We start from the raw sequence: 26,363 nt of genomic DNA on the forward strand, positions 1-26,363 counted from the left end.
TCCTTGCTCATGACAAGAGAAAAAGTATGGTATAATTTGAAAAAAAGTGAAGTTGACCAATTAATGGAGGTTGCTATGATTCCATATGAAAGACAAGAAAGAATTTTAGAAGCTTTGGCTCAAGATGAACTGTTAAAAATAGAGCAATTGCAAAGCATTTTGCCTACTGTTTCTATCTCAACATTGAGGCGGGATTTAAAAGAATTAGAAAAATCAGGAAGGGTTGAATTGTTGGCTGGTGGCGCAGTGAAGATTTGTTCAACGGCTTCCGAAATGCCGATTGCAGCTAAGGCTGCTTTGTATTCCCAAGAGAAAGAAGCGATCGCTACTTTGGCTGCTGAGTTGGTTCACGATGGCGATGTGATCTACCTAGATTCTGGTTCGACTTGTACAGCGTTACTGCATAAAATCATTAATAAAAAAATCACGATTATTACTACCAATACGAGTGTCTTTACAATTCAACAAGAAACTCCTGCCGAGATTTTACTTCTTGGTGGCCGATACAATCCCGTTATTTCATCCTTGAATGGTCCATTGACGGATGCAAATTTACAAACGTTTAACTTTCAAACGGCTTTTTTAGGTGCTAATGGTATTGATGCTGAAAAAGGTGTAAGCACCCCCAACTTGGTAGAGGCGAACAAAAAGCGTGAAATTCTAAATAATGCCAAAACCGCCTATTTATTGTGTGACAGCTCGAAATATGGACAAATCGCCGCGGTAAAAGCTTTTAGTACAGAAGACGTTGTCATTATTTCTGATGCTTATAACGATAAGATTGGAGAACTGACGCAAATCATCTATCCGAATTAAAAACAGGATGGCATCTGAGTGGTATTGGTAATGTTGGAAATACAATTTAATAAAACGCATAATGGAAAATGAGTTTGGCGATGATCAAAACCAGTTAGGGATTATACCTAACTGGTTTTTTTATTAAGGCAGCAAATTTGTTGATAGTTCCTTTATTTAACAACGTTGATTGTTGTATCGGTGAATGGTGGAGTGACTCATGGTTCTTTAGATACCAGGGCGCAAAAATCAGTGGATTTATTAGTTAAAAATAACGTTGTTATCGTACTATTGATGAATTTCAATACCTTTATCAAGTGGTTTGTTGTTTTAAAATCATTGTTTTGGCGCTATTTTTCGTATTTAAAGATAACAAAGACATTTTTATATAAAAACAAAAATTTTGTTGACAGACAAAATGAAAGCGTTTATATTGGATATGTGGTTACTACCAGTTGAGAGTAAGGGGAGGACATAAGATGCTTGGTTTGGTTTTAACAGGTCATGGAGGATTTGCGCAAGGGATGGAAAATGCGCTTGCGATGATTGCAGGGCCGCAAGAACAGTTTCTAACAGTGCCGTTTTTAGAGGAAAATCCGTTAGCTGACTTTGAAAAAGAGTTGCAAGGAGCAATCGATCAATTAAAGGAAACCTGTGATGGGGTCGTGATTTGTGCAGACCTTGTGGGCGGGACCCCTTTTAATGTTGCGATGACCGCTGCCAATGAGGACCCGCAAGTCGAGGTCATCGGCGGTAGCAATCTGCTGATGCTAGTGGAAGGTTCGTTGACTAGATATACAGCAGCTGATCCAGAGCGTTTTTGCCAAGAGCTGGCAGAGATTGGCAAGACCGGTATTTTTCACGGAAAGATCAAAGGCCATGAGGAAATCAATGAGGAAGAAGGGATTTAACGATGTGGGAAATGATCTTAGCAGCCTCAATCGTGGTACTTGTTTTTCTCTTTCTCTTTTTGGCGGTCTCGTCTTTCTTGAATGGGAAACATCTGAAAAAGCAAAAAGGCTATTTCGCTGAATTGCAGCAGTCCTTGAAAAAGGGGCAGAAAATCAAATTATACGGCGGCATTATTGGGGAGATTCAAGCACTTGGGAAAGAGACAGTGGATCTAAGGGTGAAATCGGGAACGGTGATCGAAGTAGAACGTAGTGCGGTTGCAGAAATCATGCAGTAAATAAAAGGAGGAAATATTTATGGGAGAACCAAATATTTTATTGACGCGAATCGACAATCGGTTGATTCATGGGCAAGTTGCCACCCAATGGAACGGTACGTTGGGGGCAAATCTAATTTTAGTGGCAAATGATAAGGTCGCCAAAGACAAAGTCAGACAAGGGTTGATGGATATGGCGGCGCCAGCTGGCGTCCAAACGAGGTATTTCTCGCTTCAAAAAACCATCGAGATCATTCATAAAGCATCGCCAAAACAAAAGATTTTCATGGTGGTTGAAAATCCGCAAGATGCGTTGAAATTAGCTGAAGGTGGGGTGCCGATCAAGAAACTGAACATTGGGAATATGCATATGTCAGAAGGGAAAAGACAGGTTGCTACGACAGTTGCCGTCGATGAAGCAGATGTCGATGCCTTTAAAAAACTGAAGGAAATGGGGGTGCAATTAGTGATCCAGCGGGTTCCAACGACACCTGTTGAAGATGAAAAGAAATTATTTCAGTAATGCAGAGGTAAGGAAGGAGAAAGAAAATGGATTACACGATTTTTCAAATCATTTTAGTCTTCATAGTCACATTCATTGCCGCGATCGATCAATTTAGTTTTTTAGAATCATTGTACCAACCCATTGTTACTGGGATGGTTATCGGACTTATTCTTGGAGATCTTCAAACCGGCTTGATCGTTGGCGGAACGTATCAGTTAATGACGATCGGCAATATGCCAGTGGGCGGCGCGCAACCGCCAAATGCGGTGATTGGCGGAATTATGGCAGCAATCTTAGCAATCACGCTGCAGCTGGAACCCACAGTAGCGGTTGCTACGGCGATTCCGTTTTCTTTGCTGGGGCAATATGGGGTGACGATTATCTTCTCACTAATGTCGCCAGTGATGTCAAAAGCCGACAGCTACGCCCATGATGCCAATACGAAGGGCATTGATCGAATCAATTATTTAGCGATGGCGGGTCTTGGAACGATCTTCGGCTTGATCGTGGTCTTATTCTTTATCGGCGGTGCTGCCTTCGGGAATCAGGCGGTCGCAGCGATCCCTCAATGGTTGATGGGTGGGCTCGGCGCAGCTGGGGGCATGATGCGGTATGTCGGTTTTGCGATTTTACTAAAAGTGATGGTTTCCAAAGAAATGTGGGGCTTCTTCTTTATGGGGTTTGGTTTAGCCACGATCGTGATGGCGGCACCTTCCTTGCAAGGACCCGCCTTGATCATTCTAGCCTTTATCGGCTTCGCATTAGCCTTTTGGGATTATCAAATCCAGTCCAAATTTAAAGTAGCAGCAGCCAATACCTATGATTTCGGAGGCGATGAAGATGGCATATAATATTCCCGATTCTTATAGCGAACAAGCGCCCGCAGAACAACTGGATAAAAAGACCTTGAACAATATGGTCTGGCGTTCCTTATTTCTACAAGCCTCTTTCAACTATGAGCGAATGCAAGCAGGAGGCTGGTTATTCAGTATTTTACCGGGATTGAAAAAGATCCATAAAAATGAAAAGGATTTGGCTGCTTCAATGAGCCATAACTTAGAGTTTTTCAATACTCATCCATTTTTGGTGAACTTTGTGATGGGGATCATTTTATCGATGGAACAAAACAAAGCCGATATTCCCATGATTCGGGCAGTGCGAGTCGCCGCGATGGGACCGTTAGGCGGGATCGGTGATGCGTTGTTCTGGTTTACCTTGGTACCAATCACGGCGGGTATCACAGCCAATATGGCGATCAGCGGCAATATCGCTGCACCGTTTATATTCTTACTAGTATTCAATGCGGCCCAATTTGGTTTGCGGTACTTCTTGATGCACTGGTCCTATCGTTTAGGGACAGATGCAATTGGCATCTTAACGGAAAATGCCAAAGAGTTTACCCGAGCAGCGAGTATTTTAGGGATTTTTGTTGTCGGTTCCTTGACCTGCGTGTATGGAGCGACGTCTTTGGATATTCAGATCCCTAACGGCACTACCAATGAAGTGACGCAAGCGACGACGATCGTGGATGATCAAGCAGCCATTGCCGCTTACGAAGACATGCTGTATACCACGGATGAGAATGGTCAATTGACCGACACATTGCAAGAAAATGCTGCGGTCAATGAACTGGCTAACGGCAAATATGAATTGACGTTTAACAAAGTCAACGAAGTGCCTGTGACGATCGATATTCAAAAAATCCTCGATGGGATCTTGCCGCAAGTGATTCCATTGACCATCACATTGATGCTGTATTTCTTCTTATCAAAACGCGGCTGGACGCCGTTGAAATGTATCGCTTTGCTGCTAGTGATCGGCTTGATCGGTTCTGGCTTTGGCCTGTATCCATCCATTTGGCCGCAATAAGCAAGCTAGCAGAAGAAACGACGCAACACGTAGGAGGAGTTTTGCTAAGCAAGCAACAGCTGACTTTTCAGCTTAGCTCGTGCTGGCAATTGGTTCATTTTCCTGCGTGAAAAGACGTAAATTCAGGAAACAGAGCCCCTGTAGACGATTGTTTGACACGCCTATCGGGAAATAGTACACTCGTTATGTGGTAGTAACCAGTTTGGAGGGGCTTATGAATATCAATAAAAATCGACAACCATTATACGATCAATTGTTAAATTTACTGATTGAAAAAATCGAAAATGAAATGGAAGCAGACACAATGCTTCCCTCAGAAAGAGAGCTGTCAAAGCGCTACGGATTAAGTCGGACCACCGTTCGCTTGGCTCTACAGGAGTTAGAAAAATTAGGCTATATTTATCGCCAACATGGCAAAGGCACCTTTGTCTCGGATATCCGCAAGCAGGCAACCAATTTATCAGGTTCGTATAGTTTTACCGAACAGATGAAAGCACTGGGGAAACAACCGGAAACTAGAGTATTGGCATTCAAAAAAATGGAAGCGACAAAATATTTTGCCACTCAGTTGCAAGTTTCCATCGGCGAGCCGATCTACAAGTTAAAACGATTGCGTCTTGCTGATGGCCAGCCGATGATGATCGAGCGTTCTTATCTGCCGGTCAAACGCTTCATGCATTTAACGAGTGAGATGATCGAGCAAAAACCATTGTACGATATCTTCCATGAAGATTTTCATCAAGTGATCCGCCTCGCGGACGAAGAATTTTTTGCCAGCATTGCCAGTGCAAAAGATGCGGCATTGCTAAAAATCCACGAAGGTGCGCCGGTGTTGAACCTGGTACGCAGCACGTTCAATATTGAAAATGAAGTGATCGAATACACCTTGAGTGTTGCCCGAGCAGACCAATTTAGATACAAAGTCCGCCACTTGCGTAACGACGAGTAGCGCATTTCCTAGACAGTCTGAAATGATCCACTCGAGCAAAGAAAAGGCGTGTATTAAAAACCAGTGAGGTCGAGGAAGTTTGCCCTTTGGGTGATCGCTAAGCATTCATCCAAGACAAGCGCTCCTCGCACCGTCACTGGGAATACATACTGGAAAAACAGTAGCTAGGAGGAAGAAAGATGTTTCAACTGTCAACAAAGGAATTAGCAGAATTAGGTGCGGAGATTACAACAAGAGAAATCAAACAACAGCCAGAACTTTGGCAAGAAACCTTGACGATCTATCAAGAAAAGCAAGAGGCGATCGCGACTTTCTTACGTACCATCAAGCAAAAGACGGATAAACGCATTCGGGTGGTCTTCACGGGAGCGGGGACGTCGCAATATGTTGGAGATACGATCGTTCCTTACTTGAATAAGACCGGCGCAACTGCGGATTATCTTTTTGAAAGTATTGCTACGACGGATATTGTCGCAGCTCCAGAACAAGTTTTATTTGCGGATGAACCAACACTGCTCGTTTCTTTTGCTAGAAGCGGCAATTCACCAGAAAGTTTAGCAGCGGTCAAAATCGTCGATCAATTCGTTGCCGATAGCTATCATTTGACGATCACTTGTGCAGCCGACGGGTCTTTGGCACAACAAGCTGCCGCTGATGAAACGAGCTATCTGTTATTGATGCCTGAGAGGTCAAATGATGCTGGCTTTGCAATGACGGGAAGTTTTTCTTGCATGGCTCTTTCCGCACTGCTGATTTTTGACCAGACGCCTCTGACAGAAAAGAGGCATTATGTTGAAACCCTTAGCCGGTTGGGGCAAGAAGTGATCGACAGAGAAACAGAACTCCAAGTACTGACGGACCGTTCCTTTAAGCGGATCGTTTACCTTGGGTCAGGCACGTTGTCGGGGTTGACCAGGGAAGCACAGCTAAAAGTATTGGAACTGACTGCGGGAAAAATCGCCACCGTGTTCGATTCTTCGATGGGCTTCCGTCATGGACCGAAATCATTCGTAGATGATCAAACCCTCGTCTTTGTCTTTGTCAGCAATACGTCCTATACGCGGCAGTATGATCTTGATATGTTGGAAGAATTAAAGAGCGACGGCATCGCCGCCGCAGTGACTGCTATCGGACAGCCGACAGCTGTGAATTTCTCAGGAACAAACTTTTTCTTTCCAGATGACACATCATTGCCAGACGGTTATCTTGCCTTAGCAGACATTGTCTTTGCACAAACGATCGCACTGCTGGCATCGATCAAAGTCGGGAATACACCCGACACACCTTCGCCAACGCGTACCGTCAATCGGGTGGTCAAAGGCGTGACGATTCATCCGTATAACAACTAACGATGACTGAGAAAGCCCACCACGAGCACGTATCTTTTCGTGTACGAAGTCGATACGTGCGGTGGTCAATCAGTCGAACGGCTTCATCAATAGACATTTTTATACGTGCTGACAACCGTTTCGCCAACGCTGAAAAAAGTGAAAGCGGTTGATTCTTTGGCATGGACAAAAAAGGAGGAATTTTAATGAAAGCAACCGTAACGAAAGCCAAAAAAGCAGCGATGGATCGCCTGTCAACGAAAGAAGGAGTGATCGCAGCTTTAGCGATCGACCAACGAGGTGCCTTGAAAAAAATGATGGCAGCACTTGGCGTGGAGGCTGATGCAGAGAAAATCAGCCAGTTTAAAACGCTAGTCTCACAAGAATTGACCCCTTACGCGTCTTCTATTTTATTAGATCCAGAATATGGGTTGGCAGCTGCGCAAAGCCGTGATCCAGAGGCGGGGCTTTTGCTGGCGTATGAAAAAACCGGCTATGATGCGACTACGCCGGGACGTTTGCCTGATTTATTAGGGGAATGGTCGGTTGAGCGATTAAAAGCAGCTGGCGCAGATGCCATCAAATTTTTGCTTTACTATGATGTAGATGAAGATGCCCAGATCAATCAGTTGAAACATGTCTTTGTGGAACGACTCGGCAGTGAATGCCAAGCGGCTGATCTGCCCTTCTTTTTAGAAGTCCTTTCCTATGATGCTAAGCTGCCTGAAGTCGACTCAAAAGCATATGCGCAACGCAAACCAGAAAAAGTCATTGGATTGATGAAGGAATTTTCAAAACCGCAGTACAAAGTCGATGTGTTAAAAGTGGAAGTACCAGTCAACATGAATTATGTGGCAGGTTTTGCTAAGGAAGAAGCCGTGTATACCAAGGAAGAAGCTGCCGCGTATTTCAAAGCGCAAAGCGACGCGACGCATCTGCCGTTTATTTTTCTCAGTGCAGGCGTATCAGCCAGCTTATTCCAAGAAACGCTGGTTTTTGCCAAAGAAGCTGGCTCCACCTTCAATGGCGTCTTGTGCGGCCGGGCAACGTGGAAAGATGGTGTTGAACCCTTTGTAAAACAAGGAACAGAAGCAGCCAAAGAATGGCTAGCAAGTACTGGAAAACAGCACATCGAAGACTTGAATGAAGTGATCCAAAAGACCGCCACTTCTTGGTGGGACAAAGTCACGGTCGAAGAATAGTTTTTTCGCTGTTTGACAAGAGAAATGGCCAGTAATCAGACATCTTAAGGGCTTTTGAGAAGAAGTGGTAGGCTTCTGACTTAAGGCTCTAGGGTGTCTTTTTCTAGTGAAAAAAGGTTGATAGTATAACGGACGCTGCCCTCATCTAGACAAAAAAGGGTTAGCAAAAAATTATGAAAAAAAGTCAGAGCACTATGGATGATTTATCATAATTTTTTCATATAGACTAAGTTAACTTTGCTAGTTAAAAGAAAAAGAAGGGAAGAAAATCAATCCTAAAAGATTTGTTAACAGGTTAAGTCAAAAATCCCTCGAAATCTTTTCTCATTTTTCAGCAGTATTGCCAGTAGAAGATCGCTTGATAAAAAAGCCGTGGCTTGCTATTCTGTTCTGTAAATTGACAGAAGGAGATGGCATATGAAGCAAATGGCAATCAAAGAGAATCCGTTTTTGACGCGTCTGGATTATCAGCGGGCATTGGAAGACATGATCGCTCCTTTGCAAGCAGCGATCTTGGCAGATGACTATCCAGGATTGAATCTAGGTAGCAGTGGGGCCGTGTATGACCGAACACGGGCTGAGATGGAAGCGCTTGTGCGTCCTTTGTGGGGGCTCGCGCCTTATTGGAGAGGTTGCCCAGATGATCCGTTACGAGCAGCTTACGTAGAAAAAGTGATAGCAGGGACAGATCCTGAACACGCGTTTTACTGGGGAAGGATCACGGATTATGATCAATACATCGTGGAAGCAGCCGCATTGTCATTGACCCTATTGTTGCAAAAGGACGCTTTTTGGACAGCGTTGCCGCAGAAGAACCAGCGAAAGCTAGTGGCTTGGCTTTCCCCAGCACTTGAGTGCAAGATTCCTAAGAACAACTGGACATTCTTCAAAGTGTTGATACGCGTTGCCTTGTTTCACTGTGGGGAACCGTTGGCAAAAGAAGAATTGTCCCAAGAGTTGGCATTGATCGATTCCATGTACGTTGGCGATGGTTGGTACGTAGACGGGAAAACGACGCAGCGAGATTACTACATTCCTTTCGCGTTTCATTATTATGGCTTGATTTACGCTACATTTATGCAAGACGAAGACCCAGAATGGGCGCAGCGTTTTAAAGAGCGAGCCACATTATTTGCGCAAGACTTCGTCTATTATTTTGATGAAGACGGCGAAGCCTTGCCCTATGGCCGCAGCTTGACTTATCGGTTTGCACAAGGGGCGTTTTTCTCGGCACTGGTTTTTGCAGATGTCGAAGCGATCCCATGGGGACAGGTGCGAGGACTACTGGCGAAGCACTTGCGCAATTGGATGGCACAAGAAATTTTCACTTTCGATGGTCGCTTGTCTATCGGGTACCACTATGAAAATCATGTGATGGCAGAAGGGTACAATGCACCAGGCTCGCCTTATTGGGGGCTGAAGACCTTTTTGCTTTTAGCGGTCGCAGAAACGCATCCTTTTTGGCGGGCTGAACCTGAGCCAATCAAAAGAGAGCCGCAAAAACGGATTGAAAAAGGCAATATGTTGCTGGTGCACAACGAAAAAAGCCATCATCTGTTGGGGTATCCTGCAGGCTTGATGCTTGAACAGCAAGCCCATGCTCAATCAAAATACAGCAAATTCGTCTATTCGAGCAAACTTGGTTTCAGTGTGCCGAAAGCTGGCGTCACGTATGCCGAAGGCGCCTTCGATAGCACATTAGCTATTGCTCGAGATGGCAGCTATTTTCGCACGAAGGGCGCAGTCAGGGATTATCGAGTGACGGAAAAAGGGGTCTTTTACCAATGGGCACCCTTTGAAGAGGTAGTGATTGAAACTGAGATTTATCCCTTTGGTCAGTGGCATGTGCGCGTGCACGAGTTGACGACGACGATTTCGTTGGACCTCCGTGAGGGCGGGTTTAGTGTACCGCTGACTGGACGGTTGCCTCAGGCCCAAACAGGACCGACCTGGAGTCGAGTCAGTGAAGGAGGCTTTTGTTCTCAAATCATCAACATCGAAGGCTATCAACAAGCCAGTATTGTTCAGCCAGAAGCCAATACCTCCGTCTTTTTTCCAAGAACTAGTTTTCCATACTTAGCACAACATATTCCACCAGGGAAGCACCGTTTGATTTGTTTAGTCGGTGGTATCGTAGAAAAAGAAAGGAGCGATCCAAATGATTACGCTAGCAATAAAAAATAAGCAGGACCAGGTGATCGTCGGTCGCATCGACCATGAAAAAGAACCCGCGCCGTTTCAAGTTTCTGGTGATGATTTGGCCGTATTAGCCATTAAAAACTATCCCTATGAGGAAGGGGATAAGATCGTCGTTGAGGTGACGGGGGAAAATCCGTATTATGTCCTTCAGCTTGATGAAACCTTAGCGCCATCACTGATCTATCTTTCCCAATCCACTTGGGAATATCAGATCCCTTGGACGGAATCTCATCGAAAGTCCTCGGTGGAAACGGCCTTTGCCTCGCAGCGCCATCACCTGATGGTGCGTAAAGCCCATGCGTTTGAGATCACGAATTATCAAAATTTATCTTTCAATGCCCATGATCAAAAGTCAGCGACAGGGGCGTATCCTCATGCTTCAGCGAATGTGGAGACGCGAGATGATTCCGTCTTTTTTGCCAAGAATGCGATCGATGGAAAATATGGCAACCGATCCCACGGGTCGTATCCGTTTGCTTCTTGGGGCATCAATCAGCAAGCCGATGCTGCATTGACCATTGATTTTGGTCGTCCCGTCTTGATCGATCGGGTTCGTTTTCTATTACGGGCAGATTATCCCCATGATAGCTATTGGACCAAAGGGACCTTGGTCTTTGCTGATGGAGAAGAGCTGGTGGTGGAAACGACAAATACGGCGTCTTTTCAAGAAGTTCGTTTTCCGAAAAAAGAAACGACTAAGCTAACCTATAAAGAGCTGCAAAAAGCAGAGGATGATTCCCCATTTCCAGCTCTTACACAAATCGAAGTATTTGGTTGGAACTGTTAAAAAAAAGAGGACAAGAGCATGACAGGTCTGCATTTGTGGGCAGCTGTCATGCTCTTTTTTTAGGAATCAATGAAGGAAGGTCGCTTTTTTTGTTCGTTTACGTTATAATGATTTAAGTTAATATGTTAACAAGTTAAGAGGAGGGGAAACATGCGTCTGCAAGAGAACAAACAACGCTTGATCCTGTTAGGAGAAAAAGTGACCGATGTGTGGTTAGCGGATAAAATCACCGCGTGCATCCAACAGATCGAAAAAAATAGTCAGCGCTTTGGCACACAGTTTCCTTCAGCCTGTGCCACCAATGGCAAATATCGGCTGAAAGGCAACGATGATTGGACCAATGGCTTTTGGACGGGGATGTTGTGGCTCGCCTATGAGTGGACCAAAGAGAAGAACTTTTTGACTCGAGCAATGGAGAATATCGACAGTTTTCAAACGCGCTTAGACGACCATTTTGTATTAGATCATCATGATATTGGATTTTTATATAGCTTATCTGCCGGTGCGGGCTACAAGATCACTGGCGATGAACACTGCAAGCAAGAAGTCATTCAAGCAGCAGATGTTTTGTTGGCACGTTTTCAAGAAAAGGGGGAATTTATTCAAGCTTGGGGCACTTATGGCGACCCACAAGAATACCGCTTGATTATTGATTCGCTACTGAACTTGCCGCTTTTATTTGCAGCAACCCAATTATCGGGAGAGACTCGCTATGCAGAGGCCGCGAGTAAGCATTATCAGACAGTCCGAAAGACTGTCATCAAAGTTGACGCCACCACCTTTCATACGTACTATTTCGATCCAGAGACGGGGCAGCCAAGTCACGGTGCGACGCATCAAGGAAACAGCGACCAATCGATTTGGGCACGAGGGCAAAGCTGGGCGATTTTAGGGCTTCCTTTGAATGAAAGCTACTTGCATAGCCAGCCTTTTCCAGAAAATTATCCGCAGATCGTGGAGGTGTTTTTGGCTCATTTACCCGCAGATCTCGTGCCGTATTGGGACTTTGATTTTAACGACCAACATCCTGCTGAAAAAGACAGCTCAGCTTTAGCGATCGCGGCTTGTGGCTTGTTGGAAGCAGAGAAAATGGAGGCATATCCTGATGCCCAAAAAATCGCTAAAGGGATGCTTTACCAATTAGGCGAGCAGTATGCAGCGAGCCAAGTGCCAGAAAATGAGGGCTTATTGCTGCATGGTGTGTATGCTCATGCGAAAGGCAAAGGCATCGATGAACCCAATCTTTGGGGTGATTATTTCTATTTAGAAGCATTGATCCGATTGGCATTGCCTAATTGGCAAAGATACTGGTAAAGGGGAAGACGACATGCGAACGTTTGAGATAAAAGAAGATTTCTTGTTAGATGGAAAACCAATCAAATTGATCAGCGGAGCGATCCATTATTTCCGTATGACACCGGCGCAATGGACAGATAGCCTCTACAATCTAAAAGCACTGGGAGCCAACACAGTTGAGACCTACATTCCTTGGAATCTCCACGAACCTCGTGAAGGAGTCTACGACTTTGAAGGAATGAAAGACATTTGTGCTTTTGTAAAGCAAGCCCAAGCGCTAGGCTTGATGGTCATTTTGCGGCCTTCCGTCTACATTTGTGCTGAATGGGAATTTGGCGGGCTGCCAGCTTGGCTGTTAAACGAACCGATGCGGTTGCGCTCAACCGACCCACGCTTCATGGCAAAGGTGCGTAACTATTTCCAGGTCTTGCTGCCAAAGCTTGTGCCGTTGCAGATCACCCATGGGGGACCAGTGATCATGATGCAGGTGGAAAATGAGTACGGCTCTTATGGCATGGAAAAAGCGTATTTGCGCCAGACCAAGGAGTTGATGGAAGAATACGGCATCGATGTACCCTTGTTTACTTCAGATGGGGCATGGGAAGAAGTCTTGGACGCTGGGACATTGATTGAAGACGACGTCTTTGTCACAGGCAATTTCGGCAGTCGCTCCAAAGAAAATGCGGCTGTGATGAAAGAGTTTATGGCAAAACATGGCAAAAATTGGCCCATCATGTGCATGGAATATTGGGATGGCTGGTTCAACCGCTGGGACGAGCCGATCATCAAGCGAGACGGTCAAGACTTAGCCAATGAAGTCAAAGAGATGTTAGCAGTCGGTTCCTTGAATCTTTACATGTTCCATGGAGGCACGAACTTTGGCTTTTACAATGGCTGTTCCGCTCGGGGGGCGCTGGATCTACCACAAGTGTCCAGCTATGATTACGATGCTTTACTGACAGAAGCAGGAGAACCTACCGACAAATACTATCAGGTACAAAAAGCCATAAAAGAAGCCTGTCCCGAAGTGTGGCAAGCCAACCCACGGACCAAGCAATTAGCCGCATTAGGAACCTTTCCCATCGAAAACAGTGTCTCGTTATTGGCCATCAAAGACCAGCTGATGATACCGCAAGAAAATATGTATCCACTAACAATGGAAACTGCCAGCACAGGCTACGGCTATTTGCTCTATTCGGTTCAGTTAAAAAACTATCATCGAGAAAACAAATTAAAAGTGGTAGAAGCTAGCGATCGGTTGCATATTTTTACCGACGGCCAATTACAGGCGATCCAATACCAAGAAACGCTAGGTGAGGAGCTGTTGATCCAAGGGACACCAGATAAAGAAACCATCGAGCTAGATGTCTTAGTAGAAAACCTAGGGCGCGTGAATTACGGGTTTAAATTGAATGGGCCTACACAAGCCAAAGGTATCCGTGGGGGCATCATGCAAGACATTCATTTCCACCAAGGCTATCGTCATTACCCATTGACGCTTTCCGCAGAGCAGCTACAAGCCATCGATTATCAAGCAGGAAAAAATCCGACACACCCCTCCTTTTATCAAACGACCTTCACGCTGACAGAGGTAGGAGATACGTTCATCGATTGCCGTGGGTATGGCAAAGGCGTCGTTATCGTCAACGGTATCAATCTTGGTCGCTATTGGCAACGTGGCCCCGTGCATTCCTTATACTGTCCGAAAGAATTTTTGAAAAAAGGCAGCAACGAAGTCGTAGTATTTGAAACCGATGGCGTGGAGATCAAGGAGCTCGTTTTCTGTGATCAACCTGTCGTGGAATAAAAAGATAGAAGTAGAGACCCAAATTTACGCGGGCTCTACTTCTATTTTTGTTTTGAAATATTTCCAATGCTTGTAGCTGACGATGTATTCAGCGACACTTCCATCTGCTAAATAGGAGTGCTTGACTTGTTTGACCGCAGGCTCTCGGAAGCTCAGTTGCAATAAGTTCAACAATTCAGCATCATCAGGAAAGACGATTTCATTGGTCTCAACAGAAGCCAATGAGAAAAGGTCGATCGCAAAGTCTTTCCGGACCCGCTCATAAACACTGGCATACCGGTTGAGGTTTTTGGCGATCGGTTCTTTCATCAGTTTCTTCGGAAGATGAGTGATGTGAACCAAGAAAGGAACATCGCCAAAATAGCGGACTCGTTTGATTCGGTAGTAGGAAGCACTGGCAGCCAACCCTAATTCTTTCAAAATCTCGGGGTCATTTCCTTCTTCCACCGCAAGGACCTTGACCTTTTCTTGGTCCAGTGAATGCAGCTCGATGTCGGAAAACTTCACACTTTGAGATACTTTTGCTTTTGAAACAAAGGTCCCTTTGCCTTGGATGCGATACAGATAGCCAGCACTCGTCAATTCATTCAATGCTTTGACTGCCGTGATCGAACTAACAGAATACCTTCGCTTGATATCCGCCTCTGAATAAAACTTATCGCCGGGAATGAATTTATGGTCTTTGATTTCTTGTAAAAGATCTTGCTTGATCTGCTCATACTTTGGCAACACAGTGGTTTCCCTCCATTCCATATGAATACATCAAGCATAACATGTTAAATCCTTTCCTGCCACTTAATTATTGTAGAAAATATGTTGTTTTCCAGTCTGTACAGGCCTAAAAAATAAAATTCAATATGTTAAGATATTAGGTTTACGGATGGCTTGCCATGTGGTATAGTATGCTTACAAGGAACATAACATGTTAAGTAGGGCGACCTACGGAGTAGGAGGGAAATTAGTGGAAAACATTGTATTGATCAGTCATGGAGGCATGGCAGAAGGGGTCAAAAGCAGTCTGGAGATGATCGTAGGCCAGCAAGCAAACGTTCACACCGTTTCATTACGACCAGATAGTGACAATCTGCAGTTTGAAAAAGATTTGAACGAGAAAATGAAAGCCCTTAACGGTTCAACATTGATTATTGCGGATCTATTAGGAGGAACCCCGTGCAACGTTGCAGTCAAGAATTATTTAGAGGATGACGAAGTGGCGATTTTCGCTGGAATGACATTGTCCGTAGTGATCGAGGCAGTCGTCAATCAACGAGCGACGATCAACGAGCTGCTTTGCTTAGCCAAAGAAAACATCGTTGATGTCAAAGCAGGGATGAACCAGGCAGAACAAGAAATTTTAGAAGAAAAGCAAGAGGAACTAGGGGATTACAGTGCGTATGCTGGACAAGAAAATATTGTCAATAGTCGGATCGATGAGCGCTTGATCCATGGACAAGTTGCTGGTATCTGGTCCACCAGTTTAAACACGCAACGGATCATCGTGGCCAATGATGAAGCCGCCGCAGACCCATTACAAAAATCTTCTTTACGAATGGCAGCGCCAACTTCGATGCGACTTTCCGTCCTTCCAGTGGCAACTGCAGCCAAGAATATTCGCGCTGGTCGTTACGGCAAGCAACGGTTGTTTTTACTTTTCAAAAATCCCCAAGATGTTTTGCGTTATATTGAAGCAGATGGACCGATCAAAGCGATCAACGTCGGCAACATGAGCTACAAAGAAGGCGCACGGGAAGTGACCAAAAGCATTCAAGTGCTGCCAGAAGAAGAGCCGATCTTTGAAGCGATCGCCGCAAAAGGAATCACCGTCACGGCACAGCTTGTACCCAATGAACCATCGATCGACTTTATGAAGAAATTACGAGGATAAATCGGGCAGCGCTTCGATCGAGGAGAATATGTAGCAGAAGATTTGTCGAAAAACGAGTGTTTTTCACGATTTATCTGAGGCGACACAACGATCGATAACCAGCCAGTTAAGACTCGTTCATACAATTAGGAGGAAAATTCATGCATTTAGCAGCGTATCAAATCATTCTTATTACTGTTTATGCTTTTATTGCTATTAATGATTCACTTATTTCCAATACGTTGACCCAACCAGCGATCGCCGGAATGATTTCTGGAATGATCATGGGGGACTTGAAGACCGGTTTGATGGTCGGCGGTACCTTGCAGTTGATGCGTTTAGGGATCGCCGCATTTGGTGGTGCATCCGTCCCAGATTATTTTACCGGCGCAGTACTGGGAACGGCGTTTGCCGTGATCTCAGGAAACGGCGCGGAATACGGCATTGGCTTAGCAGTTCCAGTGTCCTTACTGATGCTGCAACTGGACGTCGTGGCTCGTTTTTGTAACGTATTTCTACTACACCGAATCGATAGAGCCATCGACAACATGCAAGTCAAACGAATCCCACGGTTAGTTTTATCGGGTTCTTTCTTATGGGGATTGTCACGGGCGATTCCGATTTTATTGATGCTTTTAGCTGGAGATGCAGTCGTTACGACGATTACCGATAACACGCCAGAATGGCTGATGACTGGACTAAAAACCGCTGGTGGCGTCTTGCCAGTCGTCGGGGTAGCGATCTTATTGCGCTACTTGCCAACAAAGCACTATATTCCTTATTTGTTATTAGGCTTCTTTTTAGCTGCGTATCTGCAAGTGCCAATGCTCGGCGTTTCCATCATTGGGCTCGTAGCAGCAATGTTAGTCTTTAAACGAGATAGCGAAAAAGGCACCGTTGCAACGGCAGCTGCTGGAGATTTTGAAGGAGGATATGATGGCGATGAGTGATCAAAAACTGACAAAAAAAGAGTTGAATACCATTAGCTGGCGCTATATTTTGGCAAGCCAATTAAACTGGAACTATGAGCGAATGATGAGTTCAGGCTACCTTTACGGCATCCTGCCCGTCTTGAAAAAATTCTATGGCCACGATGAAACCCAGCTGCAAGATATGCTGCGGACCCACAATCAATTTTTCAATACCAATGCGATCTTTGGGAACTTGATCATGGGGATCGATGTCGCGATTGAAGAACAAGACGGACACAAAGCCAAAGAAACGATCATCGCCTTGAAAACGGCCTTGATGGGTTCCTTAGCCGGTGTCGGTGACTCCTTGTTCCACGTGATTTGGGGAACAATCTTTGGCTCTGTTGCCGGCACATTGGCGCAAAATGGTTCCGTCGTTGGCTGTGTCATCTGGATCATCGCCAACATCGCGTTACTTTTCGGTCGGGCAGCGTTGCTACCTCTAGGTTACAAACAAGGGGTCAAATTAGTGACGACCTTGAAAGACAAATTATCTGCCTTCACCAATGCCGCAACCGTTTTAGGGGTTACAGTGATTGGTGCCTTGATTCCCTCTGTGGTCAAAGCAACTGTTCCTTTTGTCTATAAAAAAGACGGTGTCGAATTAGTGATCCAAGACACGTTGGATGCCATCTTGCCATCCCTTGTACCTATCTTGCTCGTCTTGCTGACCTACTGGATGTTAGGCCAAAAGAAACTAAATTCCACTCGAGTAATTTGGATCATCTTGATCTTATCGATCGTTTTGAGTGCGTTTGGTATTTTGGGTTAGGATTAGCAGTAATAACTGATAGATAAGAATATGTAAATAGAAAAAGAGTGTGGAATATTTTTCCGCACTCTTTTTTTATAAAATAATTTGTACGTTTTTACTCGTAAAGAATTTAATTCAATTGGAAACATAGAAAAAAATAAAATTGTCATTCCCTTTTTGCTCGTCTACTAATATTTTGATGTGTATTGATTATCTGTTGAACAGAATCAAAATAAAACAAGACAGAAACCCTTGATACAGAGGGTTTCTGTCTTTTTGAAGATTATTCCCACTCCACAGTAGCAGGTGGTTTGCTCGTAATATCGTACACGATCCGATTGACGTGTGCGACTTCGTTGACGATGCGGACGCTGATTTTTTGTAGGACTTCCCATGGGATGCGGGCAAAGTCAGCGGTCATGCCATCGATTGAAGTGACTGCACGGATGCCGACGGTATAATCGTAGGTCCGGCCATCACCCATGACACCGACGGAGCGGATGCCTGGTAAGACGGTGAAGTATTGCCAAATGTCGCGGTCTAAGCCGGCATTTGCGATTTCTTCCCGCAAGATGGCGTCCGAGTCGCGGACGATCGTTAGTTTTTCTTCTGTTAATTCGCCAAGGACACGAATGCCTAGACCTGGTCCAGGGAATGGTTGGCGCCATACGATGCTGTCTGGCATACCAAGTTGAGTCCCTAATTCACGGACTTCGTCTTTGAACAAGGTGTTCAATGGTTCGATCAATTTGAATTGCATGTCTTCAGGTAAACCACCCACATTGTGGTGTGATTTGATGGTTTGAGCAGTCTCGGTCCCTGATTCGATGACGTCGGTATAAAGGGTTCCTTGGGCAAGGAAAGAAACGCCTTCTTCGCCAGCTAGTTTGGTTGCTTCATCATCGAAGACGTACACGAATTCATTTCCGATGATCTTGCGTTTTTCTTCAGGATCAGAAACCCCCGCAAGTTTTGATAGGAAACGTTCTTTGGCATCAACTTTGATGATGTTCAAGCCGAATTTGCCGCCTAAGCTTTCCATTACTTGCTCGGCTTCACCTTTACGCAAGAGGCCGTGGTCAACAAAAATACAAGTCAGTTGATCGCCGATCGCTTTTTGTAAAAGAACACCAACGACAGAAGAATCGACCCCGCCTGAAAGACCAAGCAAGACTTTTTTGTCGCCCACTTGTTCGCGGATTTTTGCGATTTCCATATCGATGAAGTTGTCCATTGTCCAATCACCTGTACATTGACAAACGTCAATGGCAAAGTGACGCAATAAGTCGTTGCCGTATTCTGAATGGCGAACTTCTGCGTGGAATTGGATGCCGTACATTTTGCGCTCGGCATCTTGGATAGAAGCGATCGGGCAATCTTTGCTCGTTGCCACGACATCAAAGCCTGCAGGTGCTTGAGTGACCAAGTCTCCGTGGCTCATCCACACGGTTTGGGTTGCGGGCGTGTTTTGGAAAAGGGCCGCTGCATCAGAAGTGACTTCCAATTCTGCTTTGCCGTATTCACGGTTTTTGGCAGGTTCAACTTTTCCGCCTAATTTATAAGTAATCAACTGCATGCCGTAACAGATCCCTAAAACTGGGATGCCTAACTCAAAAATTTTCTCGTCGATGCCGAAAGAGTTCTCGTCGTAGACGCTGTTTGGTCCGCCAGATAAGATGATCCCTTTTGGGTTCATCGCTTTTACTTCTTCAGCGGTAATGCGGTGGCTCAATAATTCTGAGAAAACACCGAACTCACGAATACGGCGTGTAATCAGCTGGTTGTACTGACTACCGTAATCAAGTACGATAATTTTTTCGACGTTTGGCAGAGTGTCAACGTTTGTCACAATAAATTACCTCAATTCTTTTAGTTTTTATTGAAAAAAGGCTGGGCCTTTTCAACAGCATAATCATAAAAATGAAGCGGTCAATACTTGCGCAAGAACACTTCATCAATCAAATGGTGCTTTGTTTTATGAAGAATTATATCGGCTCTGCTGCGTGTAGGCAAGATATACTCGTGTAAATTCTTTAAATTCACATTTTTCCATACTTCTTTTGCCATTTTAATCGCTTCCTTGCGATCCCCGATCGCATATTGGTAATAATAATTGCTGGGATCTTGAAAGGCCGTGTCTAGTAATGATTCAAATCGTTCCAAATACCATTTTTCGATCAGTGCTGGTTGGGCATCCACGAAAATTGAAAAATCAAAAAAGTCGCTGATATAGATTTGTTGGTTGGCAGGCAGTTGTAGGGTATTGATGCCTTCTACGATCAAGATATCTGGTTGACTGATCGTTTCATACGTATCAGGAATAATATTGTAGACTTCATGGGAGTAGACAGGGATCTGAATGTCTGGTTCTCCTGATTTGACCGCATTCAAAAAGTTGATCAAGGCTTCCATATCATAACTTTCTGGAAATCCTTTGCGATTCAAGCTGCCGCGTTCTTCCAAGACTTCGTTTGGGTACAAAAAGCCGTCAGTGGTGATCAGTTGGACGGTTCTACGGGGAAACAAACGGGCCAACAAATTTTGGACGAGCCGTGCGGTGGTGCTTTTGCCGACGGCGACACTTCCAGCGATGCCGATGATAAAAGGCGGCATTTTAACATAGCGGTGTAAAAAGAGTCCCTTGCTGAGGGTCAATGATTCAAACTCTTTCATATAAAGATGGATCAGATGGCATAAAGGCACATAAACATCTTCCACATCTTGGACCGAGATCCGGTCGTTCAAACTTTTGATATTATCCAATTCTTCTTGAGTGAAAGGCATCATGCCATTCGTATAAAACCCTTGCCATTGCTCACGAGGAATTTGATAAAAATTCATGGTTTCTTGCATAGTAGGCTCCTTTTTTGCGGCATCATCGGTTTCTATTAGAAGCGATAGGCCACTGTTCGAAAGTATTTTACCATAGAAACCCACAGAACTTGGAAAAAAGACATGATTTCCTTTGCAGAAACAACAAAAAACTGTTTTTTCGTTGTTTTTTTTGCTGGGCGTTTACTTCTGGCTGTTTTTCGGTATGATTAGAAAGAAGCAGCAGGCAAATCTTGAACGGCTTTTTTACTGGTGTTTTCACTACGTTCACTCGTTCTAATAGAAGAAACAAGGAAAAAACCAGTAGAAGCCAGTAGAAAAAACAAGCGAAGAGGAAATAGAAGAAAGGAGCATAAACATGAGTAATCATTACTATACAGAAAATCCTGATACGGCCCATGATTTTGAACAGTGGTCGTTTGAATTAAGAGGAAAGAAGTTTCATTTTGTGACAGATAGCGGGGTGTTTTCCCGTGACACGGTGGACTACGGCTCGCGGGTGCTGATCGATGCGTTTGAGTGGGGGGAGCTGCCAGAAGGAAGTCTGCTGGACGTTGGTTGCGGCTATGGACCTGTTGGTTTAGCGTTAGCTCATGCGAGTCAACGACCTGTCGAGATGATCGATATCAATCAGCGGGCAGTGGATTTGGCAAAAGGCAATGCCCAGCGTAACGGCATTGAACAGGTAGATATCCATCAATCCAATGTCTATGCCCAATTAAATCAACCTGCTTATGCGGCGATCCTCAGCAATCCGCCGATTCGGGCAGGAAAAGAAGTCGTTCATGAGATTTTGACGGGGGCGTTTCCTTTGCTTAAAGCAGGCGGGACTTTAACGATCGTGATCCAAAAGAAACAAGGGGCGCCCAGTGCTCAAAAGAAAATGCAAGAGACCTTTGGCAATGCCGAAATCATCAAAAAAGACAAAGGCTATTACATCATTCAAAGCGTAAAAGAAGCGTAGCTGCTCTTTGATTCTCAATAGATCAAAGGCATCGCCAAGACAAGCGCTGGTTAGCGGCAACTGGGCAGTTGGTTTCTCAAAAAGCCTGTTGTCATCAGCCTTTCGGGCAATCGCAGCTCCGCTAAAAGAGCTGTCTGTATCGTCAGGCTATTTTTGAACAACGAAAAAGAAAGTCGCACACTTGTTGAAAGTGTGCTATTTTTTTTGAGAAAAATTTGCTACACTTTAGGCAAGAGAGGAGAGAAGCAGATGAAATTGACGATTAAACAGATTGCTGAAATGGCTGGCGTCTCTGTCACGACCGTGTCGCAGATCCTAAACAATAAAGGCAGCCGTTTTAGTGAAGAAACCCGAAAGAGGGTCTTAGGTATCGTAAATAAATATCACTATAAGCCGGATTTTTTTGCTTCGAATCTTATCAACCGCCATTCAAAAACGATCGGAATGATCGTGCCTGATGTGACGGATTTCTTTTTCTCTAAAGTCATTGAAGGGGCGGAAAGTTATTTCAATCCACTAGGTTACATGTTAGTGTTATGCAATTCGCGCCACAGCCAAGAAAAAGAGGTTCAATATTTGAATGAACTGTCTCATCGTTCGGTAGATGGCATCTTGTTAGCGACGCCGCATTTGCTGCCAGAGGATTATTCTTTGAAGAGCGGGTTCTTTGATGACCGACCAATTATTTTAGTTGATCGTGGGATCAATCAGCGGGACAATGGTCGTTTGATCGTGAAAGAATACGAAGGCGCCTACCAAGCTGTTAGCTATTTGATCAAAAATGGTCACCGCAACATTGCGATGCTCAAAGAAATCACCGGCTACTATCAATTAGAGGAACGGTTCAATGGCTATCGCCATGCCTTAAAGGATCATCAGATCCCTTTTAAAGGCCGATATGTAGAAAATGCTGAATTAACGGTTACCGGCGGGTACGAAGCAACGAAGGAATTATTGAAGTATAAAGAGATCACAGCGTTCTTCTGTGGCAACGATGCCATGGCGATCGGCTGTTATCAAGCGATTTATGAGGCGGGCAAAAAAGTACCAGAAGACTACTCGGTGATCGGCTTTGATGCCTTGAAATTATCGGAATACATCACACCACCGCTTACCACGGTCATGCAGCCGACTTTTGAGATCGGGTTTACCGCAGCGAAGTTTTTAGTGGACGCCATTGAGTTTCCGACACGGCGAATTCCAAATAAGATTTTTGATACAAAATTAATTATTCGTGAGAGCGTGAAGACATTGACAAGCGAGAAATAATGCGGTATATTTCTTCTTGTAAGTGTTTTCATAGTTTTGCGATATTTAGTAAACTGTTTTACTAAAGTGGTTTACCCTACGAAAAATTATTGTATAATGTTAAAGGAAGCGAGGGTCATTTCGATGCGAATGGTGGATTTAATTGAAAAGAAACGTGACGGCAAGTCATTGACGAAGGAAGAAATTGACTACATTGTAACTGCGTATACTGAAGGAAGTATTCCAGATTATCAAATGAGTGCCTTGTTGATGGCTATTTTTTATGTAGATATGACAGATGAAGAGATCACGAACTTAACGCTAGCAATGGCAAATTCTGGTGAAGTGATCGACCTATCTTCAATTGAAGGAATCAAAGTCGATAAGCATTCGACTGGCGGTGTCGGGGATACGACCACATTGATCTTAGCGCCATTAGTGGCTAGTGTTGGCGTACCGGTTGCGAAAATGTCTGGCCGCGGCTTAGGCTATACCGGTGGGACGTTAGACAAGCTTGAAGCGATCCCTGGATTTAAAATCGAGCTTTCTGAAGCTGACTTTATCCGATTAGTCAACGAAAGCAAAGTGGCCGTGATCGGTCAATCAGGAGATTTAGCTCCTGCAGACAAAAAACTGTATGCCTTACGAGATGTGACGGCAACGGTTAGTTCGATCCCATTGATCGCCAGCTCGATCATGAGTAAAAAAATCGCGGCAGGTGCCGATGCGATCGTGTTAGATGTAACCACAGGCGATGGCGCCTTTATGAAAAACTTGGAGGATGCCAAACGCTTAGCCCAAACGATGGTCCGCATCGGAAAATTGGCAAATCGCCAAACGATGGCAGTCATTTCTGATATGTCACAACCTTTAGGGGAAGCGATCGGCAACAGTTTGGAAGTGGTGGAAGCTATTGAGACGCTGCAAGGAAAAGGACCGAAAGACTTGGAAGAAATGTGCTATGCACTGGGCAGTCAAATGGTCGTTTTAGCGAAAAAAGCCGATTCATTGGAAGAAGCACGCCAACTGTTGGAAGAAGCCCTGCATTCAGGCAAAGCGTTGGAAAAATTCAGACAGATGATCACAGACCAAGGCGGAGACGCTACAGTGATCGATGACCCGAGCAAGATTTTGACAGCGAAATATGAAGTGGAAGTCCCAGCGAAAACTAGCGGTGTGGTGACGAAATTAGTTGCCAATGAGCTAGGGATCGCGGCGATGATGTTAGGGGCAGGTCGTAAGACCAAAGACGAAGACATCGACCATGCCGTGGGCATCAAATTGCATAAGAAAGTTGGCGAATCCGTAAGCAAAGGGGAATCGCTATTGACGATCTATAGCAATACCGAAGCAATCGAGGATGTCAAAGCATTGATCGACCAAAATATTGAAATTGGGGAAGATGGCGCAGAACCGCCATTGATCCATGACATTATTACAGAATAAGGAGCGAATAAAAATGGAATTGAATCGCATGATCGACCACACGATTTTGAAAGCAGACGCAACGGAGGAAGATGTTTTACGAATCATCGAAGAGGCAAAAACCTATCACTTCTATTCTGTCTGCATCAATCCAACGTGGGTTTCATTAGCAGCAGAAAAATTACAAGGCGAACCAACGGCTGTTTGTACCGTGATCGGTTTTCCTTTAGGGGCAAACACATCTGAGGTCAAAGCTTATGAAACAACTGATGCGATCAAAAACGGCGCAGATGAAGTCGATATGGTAATCAACGTAGGTGCCTTGAAATCAAAACAATACAAAAAAGTTCAAGCAGACATCGAAGCAGTCGTTGAAGCAGCCAAAGACAAAGCGCTTGTCAAAGTAATCATTGAAACAGCGTTATTAGACAACGAAGAAATCGTCAAAGCCTGTGAATTAGCCAAAGCAGCTGGTGCAGATTTCGTGAAAACCTCAACTGGCTTTTCAACTGGTGGGGCAGTCGTTGAAGATGTTCGCTTGATGCGTGAAACAGTAGGACCAGAAATGGGTGTCAAAGCTTCTGGTGGTATCCACAACGAAGCAGAAGCTGCAGCTATGGTCGAAGCGGGGGCAAATCGCTTAGGAACAAGCGCAAGTGTTGCTATCGTGACTGGCTCAACAGGTGCTGGCTACTAAGCTTAGCATTATTAAGTAAAGTAGCAAAAAATAAAAACAAGAGCGGGGAAGACAATGACAACAGCGAAAAAAGAGTGGATCGACACCGCCGTTTCCGCCTTAGATAAAGCGTATGTGCCGTACTCTAAGTTTCCGGTCGGTGCTTGTCTCGTTGCCAAAAATGGTACGATATATCAAGGGATCAACATTGAAAATGCCTCATATGGCTTAACAAATTGCGCAGAACGAACCGCTTTTTTCAAAGCCGTTTCTGAAGGCGAAAAAGAGTTTCAACATTTGGTTGTGGCGGGTCATACGCCAGAACCGATCTCTCCTTGCGGTGCTTGCCGCCAGGTCATGGTGGAATTTTGTGCGCCAGATATGCCGGTGACCTTAGTCGGCGATGATGGTGTCATCAAAGAAACCACGGTAGAAGGTCTATTGCCTTATTACTTCACGAACAAAGATTTATAAACCATGTTCATTCAGTCGATGCGGCTGTTGAAAAAAACTATATTTTTAGGGGGCTTTACAGCAATGAAAAAAGCAAAATTATTTAGTTTAGGTATTGTTGCAGTAGCTGGGTTGACTTTACTTGGTGCTTGTGGCGGAGGAAATTCAGGTTCAACTGATTCAACTGGCGGCGGTTCTGCAGACGGTACGACTGATGCAGCGCATAGTGTCGCAATCGTTACCGATATCGGTGGGGTGGATGACCGTTCATTCAACCAATCAGCGTGGGAAGGCTTAGAAGCATGGGGTGAGGAACACGGGATCGCTCGCGGTGCTGGTGGTTATGACTACGTGCAATCAAATGAAGCTTCAGAATACACAACCAACGTAAATGGTGCCGTTCAAAATGGTTTCAAAACAGTTTTCGGTGTAGGTTACTTATTGAAAGATTCAATCGCAGCAGCAGCTGACCAAAACCCTGATACACAATTCGGGATCATCGATGATGTGATCGAAGGCAAAGACAACGTTGTTTCAGCAACATTTAAAGATAACGAAGCAGCTTACTTAGCTGGTTTTGCCGCAGCGTATACAACCAAAACAAACAAAGTCGGCTTCATCGGTGGTGAAGAAGGCGTCGTTATCGACCGTTTCGAAGCTGGTTTCATGAAGGGCGTTCAAGACGCAGCTGAAAAATTAGGCAAAGAAATCACGGTTGATCCTCAATATGCAGCATCATTTGGTGATCCTGCTAAAGGGAAAGCATTGGCTGCTTCAATGTACCAAAGTGGCGTTGACGTAATCTTCCACGCATCTGGTGGTACTGGTGCAGGTGTCTTCCAAGAAGCAAAAGCAATCAATGAACAATTGAACGAAGCAGATCTAGAAGACAAAAAAGTTTGGGTCATCGGTGTGGATAGCGATCAACAAGACGAAGGAAAATACACAACTGCTGACGGCAAAGAAGATAACTTCACATTGGCTTCAACATTGAAAGGTGTTGGCGCAGCGGTACAAGATATCTCAACTCGTGCGTTAGAAGACAACTTCCCTGGCGGCGAACATATTGTTTACGGCTTGAAAGATGGCGGTGTAGACATTACTGAAGGGTTCCTTTCAGATGATGCCAAAGCAGCGATCGAAACAGCGAAACAAGACGTGATCGACGGCAAAGTAGAAGTACCAGAAACACCTGAAAAATAAAGTTGTGCTTTTCGGTTATCTTGCCCTAGTTTAGGGCAAGATGATCGTTGTTGGATTACTATGTTGAT

General features: G+C 44.7%; 25 protein-coding genes. 22 read left to right on the top strand and 3 right to left on the bottom strand.

The features are described 5' to 3' along the window. Nucleotides 1-63: 63 nt before the first annotated feature. The 13 genes from IGJ44_RS01030 to IGJ44_RS01090 all read left to right on the top strand — a co-directional run bounded on the left by IGJ44_RS01030 (nucleotide 64) and on the right by IGJ44_RS01090 (nucleotide 13,905). A complete protein-coding gene (locus tag IGJ44_RS01030) occupies nucleotides 64-816 on the top strand; it encodes a DeoR/GlpR family DNA-binding transcription regulator (protein WP_430606562.1) in 753 nt (250 codons plus the stop codon). 458 nt (nucleotides 817-1,274) lie between these two features. Beyond that, on the top strand, nucleotides 1,275-1,706 hold the full coding sequence (locus IGJ44_RS01035; protein ID WP_074536647.1) for a PTS sugar transporter subunit IIA: 432 nt from the start codon (nucleotides 1,275-1,277) through the stop codon (nucleotides 1,704-1,706). A 2-nt stretch (nucleotides 1,707-1,708) separates the two neighbouring features. Continuing rightward, a complete protein-coding gene (gene yajC, locus IGJ44_RS01040; RefSeq protein ID WP_008376459.1) occupies nucleotides 1,709-1,984 on the top strand; it encodes a preprotein translocase subunit YajC in 276 nt (91 codons plus the stop codon). 19 nt (nucleotides 1,985-2,003) lie between these two features. Beyond that, nucleotides 2,004-2,486, top strand: coding sequence for a PTS N-acetylgalactosamine transporter subunit IIB (gene agaV / locus IGJ44_RS01045; protein WP_005226769.1), 483 nt, complete (start codon nucleotides 2,004-2,006; stop codon nucleotides 2,484-2,486). Nucleotides 2,487-2,512: 26 nt separating this feature from the next. Continuing rightward, nucleotides 2,513-3,319: a PTS mannose/fructose/sorbose/N-acetylgalactosamine transporter subunit IIC gene (locus IGJ44_RS01050; RefSeq protein ID WP_005226770.1), complete on the top strand. Its 807-nt coding sequence runs from the start codon at nucleotides 2,513-2,515 to the stop codon at nucleotides 3,317-3,319. Further along, nucleotides 3,309-4,337: a PTS system mannose/fructose/sorbose family transporter subunit IID gene (locus IGJ44_RS01055; protein WP_005226771.1), complete on the top strand. Its 1,029-nt coding sequence runs from the start codon at nucleotides 3,309-3,311 to the stop codon at nucleotides 4,335-4,337. Before IGJ44_RS01050 ends, IGJ44_RS01055 begins: the two co-directional genes overlap by 11 nt. A 214-nt stretch (nucleotides 4,338-4,551) precedes the next feature. Then, nucleotides 4,552-5,286 (top strand): GntR family transcriptional regulator, encoded by a 735-nt coding sequence (locus IGJ44_RS01060; RefSeq protein ID WP_005226773.1) that lies wholly within the window; start codon nucleotides 4,552-4,554, stop codon nucleotides 5,284-5,286. Nucleotides 5,287-5,465: 179 nt separating this feature from the next. Further along, entirely contained in the window at nucleotides 5,466-6,635 is a 1,170-nt protein-coding gene (locus IGJ44_RS01065; RefSeq protein ID WP_074536648.1) for an SIS domain-containing protein, read from the top strand. Nucleotides 6,636-6,820: 185 nt separating this feature from the next. Then, nucleotides 6,821-7,816: a tagatose-bisphosphate aldolase gene (gene lacD, locus IGJ44_RS01070; RefSeq protein WP_318248576.1), complete on the top strand. Its 996-nt coding sequence runs from the start codon at nucleotides 6,821-6,823 to the stop codon at nucleotides 7,814-7,816. Between the two features lie 417 nt (nucleotides 7,817-8,233). After that, nucleotides 8,234-10,000 carry a DUF2264 domain-containing protein gene (locus IGJ44_RS01075; RefSeq protein WP_074536650.1) on the top strand — a complete coding sequence of 589 codons (1,767 nt, stop codon included), beginning with the start codon at nucleotides 8,234-8,236 and terminating at the stop codon, nucleotides 9,998-10,000. After that, nucleotides 9,975-10,802, top strand: a complete 828-nt coding sequence (locus tag IGJ44_RS01080) for a DUF7402 domain-containing protein (protein WP_142965099.1) — start codon at nucleotides 9,975-9,977, stop codon at nucleotides 10,800-10,802. The genes IGJ44_RS01075 and IGJ44_RS01080 overlap by 26 nt, the downstream gene beginning before the upstream one ends. A 150-nt stretch (nucleotides 10,803-10,952) precedes the next feature. Continuing rightward, on the top strand, nucleotides 10,953-12,116 hold the full coding sequence (locus IGJ44_RS01085; RefSeq protein ID WP_074536652.1) for a glycoside hydrolase family 88 protein: 1,164 nt from the start codon (nucleotides 10,953-10,955) through the stop codon (nucleotides 12,114-12,116). 13 nt (nucleotides 12,117-12,129) lie between these two features. Beyond that, entirely contained in the window at nucleotides 12,130-13,905 is a 1,776-nt protein-coding gene (locus IGJ44_RS01090; protein ID WP_074536653.1) for a glycoside hydrolase family 35 protein, read from the top strand. A gap of 24 nt (nucleotides 13,906-13,929) precedes the next feature. Here IGJ44_RS01090 and IGJ44_RS01095 read toward each other — a convergent pair whose 3' ends face one another. Beyond that, nucleotides 13,930-14,637 (bottom strand): GntR family transcriptional regulator, encoded by a 708-nt coding sequence (locus tag IGJ44_RS01095; protein ID WP_010748602.1) that lies wholly within the window; start codon nucleotides 14,635-14,637, stop codon nucleotides 13,930-13,932. Nucleotides 14,638-14,827: 190 nt separating this feature from the next. Here IGJ44_RS01095 and IGJ44_RS01100 point away from each other — a divergent pair, with 190 nt between their 5' ends. From IGJ44_RS01100 to IGJ44_RS01110, 3 genes are all read left to right on the top strand, one after another. Beyond that, nucleotides 14,828-15,790, top strand: coding sequence for a PTS mannose/fructose/sorbose transporter subunit IIAB (locus IGJ44_RS01100; RefSeq protein WP_167826622.1), 963 nt, complete (start codon nucleotides 14,828-14,830; stop codon nucleotides 15,788-15,790). A 140-nt stretch (nucleotides 15,791-15,930) separates the two neighbouring features. Next, nucleotides 15,931-16,719 carry a PTS mannose/fructose/sorbose/N-acetylgalactosamine transporter subunit IIC gene (locus tag IGJ44_RS01105; protein ID WP_005226797.1) on the top strand — a complete coding sequence of 263 codons (789 nt, stop codon included), beginning with the start codon at nucleotides 15,931-15,933 and terminating at the stop codon, nucleotides 16,717-16,719. Further along, nucleotides 16,703-17,512 carry a PTS system mannose/fructose/sorbose family transporter subunit IID gene (locus tag IGJ44_RS01110; RefSeq protein WP_005226799.1) on the top strand — a complete coding sequence of 270 codons (810 nt, stop codon included), beginning with the start codon at nucleotides 16,703-16,705 and terminating at the stop codon, nucleotides 17,510-17,512. The genes IGJ44_RS01105 and IGJ44_RS01110 overlap by 17 nt, the downstream gene beginning before the upstream one ends. 265 nt (nucleotides 17,513-17,777) lie before the next feature. Here IGJ44_RS01110 and guaA read toward each other — a convergent pair whose 3' ends face one another. Next, a complete protein-coding gene (gene guaA, locus IGJ44_RS01115; RefSeq protein ID WP_008376418.1) occupies nucleotides 17,778-19,343 on the bottom strand; it encodes a glutamine-hydrolyzing GMP synthase in 1,566 nt (521 codons plus the stop codon). An 80-nt stretch (nucleotides 19,344-19,423) separates the two neighbouring features. Continuing rightward, a complete protein-coding gene (gene coaA, locus IGJ44_RS01120) occupies nucleotides 19,424-20,347 on the bottom strand; it encodes a type I pantothenate kinase (RefSeq protein WP_005226828.1) in 924 nt (307 codons plus the stop codon). A 337-nt stretch (nucleotides 20,348-20,684) separates the two neighbouring features. On the opposite strand from coaA, the gene IGJ44_RS01125 reads away from it, so the two are divergent. The 6 genes from IGJ44_RS01125 (at nucleotide 20,685) to IGJ44_RS01150 (ending at nucleotide 26,295) form a co-directional block, all read left to right on the top strand. Further along, the gene (locus IGJ44_RS01125) at nucleotides 20,685-21,290 is read left to right on the top strand and encodes a class I SAM-dependent methyltransferase (RefSeq protein ID WP_074536656.1); all 606 of its coding nucleotides are present in this window, start codon (nucleotides 20,685-20,687) and stop codon (nucleotides 21,288-21,290) included. 249 nt (nucleotides 21,291-21,539) lie between these two features. Beyond that, nucleotides 21,540-22,559 (top strand): LacI family DNA-binding transcriptional regulator, encoded by a 1,020-nt coding sequence (locus IGJ44_RS01130; protein ID WP_074536657.1) that lies wholly within the window; start codon nucleotides 21,540-21,542, stop codon nucleotides 22,557-22,559. Nucleotides 22,560-22,682: 123 nt separating this feature from the next. Then, complete coding sequence (locus IGJ44_RS01135; RefSeq protein WP_005226834.1) at nucleotides 22,683-23,984, top strand: pyrimidine-nucleoside phosphorylase; 1,302 nt, start codon at nucleotides 22,683-22,685, stop codon at nucleotides 23,982-23,984. 13 nt (nucleotides 23,985-23,997) lie between these two features. After that, nucleotides 23,998-24,660, top strand: coding sequence for a deoxyribose-phosphate aldolase (gene deoC / locus IGJ44_RS01140; RefSeq protein ID WP_005226835.1), 663 nt, complete (start codon nucleotides 23,998-24,000; stop codon nucleotides 24,658-24,660). A 54-nt stretch (nucleotides 24,661-24,714) separates the two neighbouring features. Then, nucleotides 24,715-25,113 (top strand): cytidine deaminase, encoded by a 399-nt coding sequence (locus tag IGJ44_RS01145; protein WP_008376409.1) that lies wholly within the window; start codon nucleotides 24,715-24,717, stop codon nucleotides 25,111-25,113. 63 nt (nucleotides 25,114-25,176) lie between these two features. After that, nucleotides 25,177-26,295 carry a BMP family lipoprotein gene (locus IGJ44_RS01150; protein ID WP_015508805.1) on the top strand — a complete coding sequence of 373 codons (1,119 nt, stop codon included), beginning with the start codon at nucleotides 25,177-25,179 and terminating at the stop codon, nucleotides 26,293-26,295. Nucleotides 26,296-26,363: the final 68 nt, after the last annotated feature.

The sequence above is a fragment of the Enterococcus sp. DIV1368d genome (assembly GCF_050542975.1).
GTDB classification, from domain to species: Bacteria; Bacillota; Bacilli; order Lactobacillales; family Enterococcaceae; genus Enterococcus_D; species Enterococcus_D casseliflavus.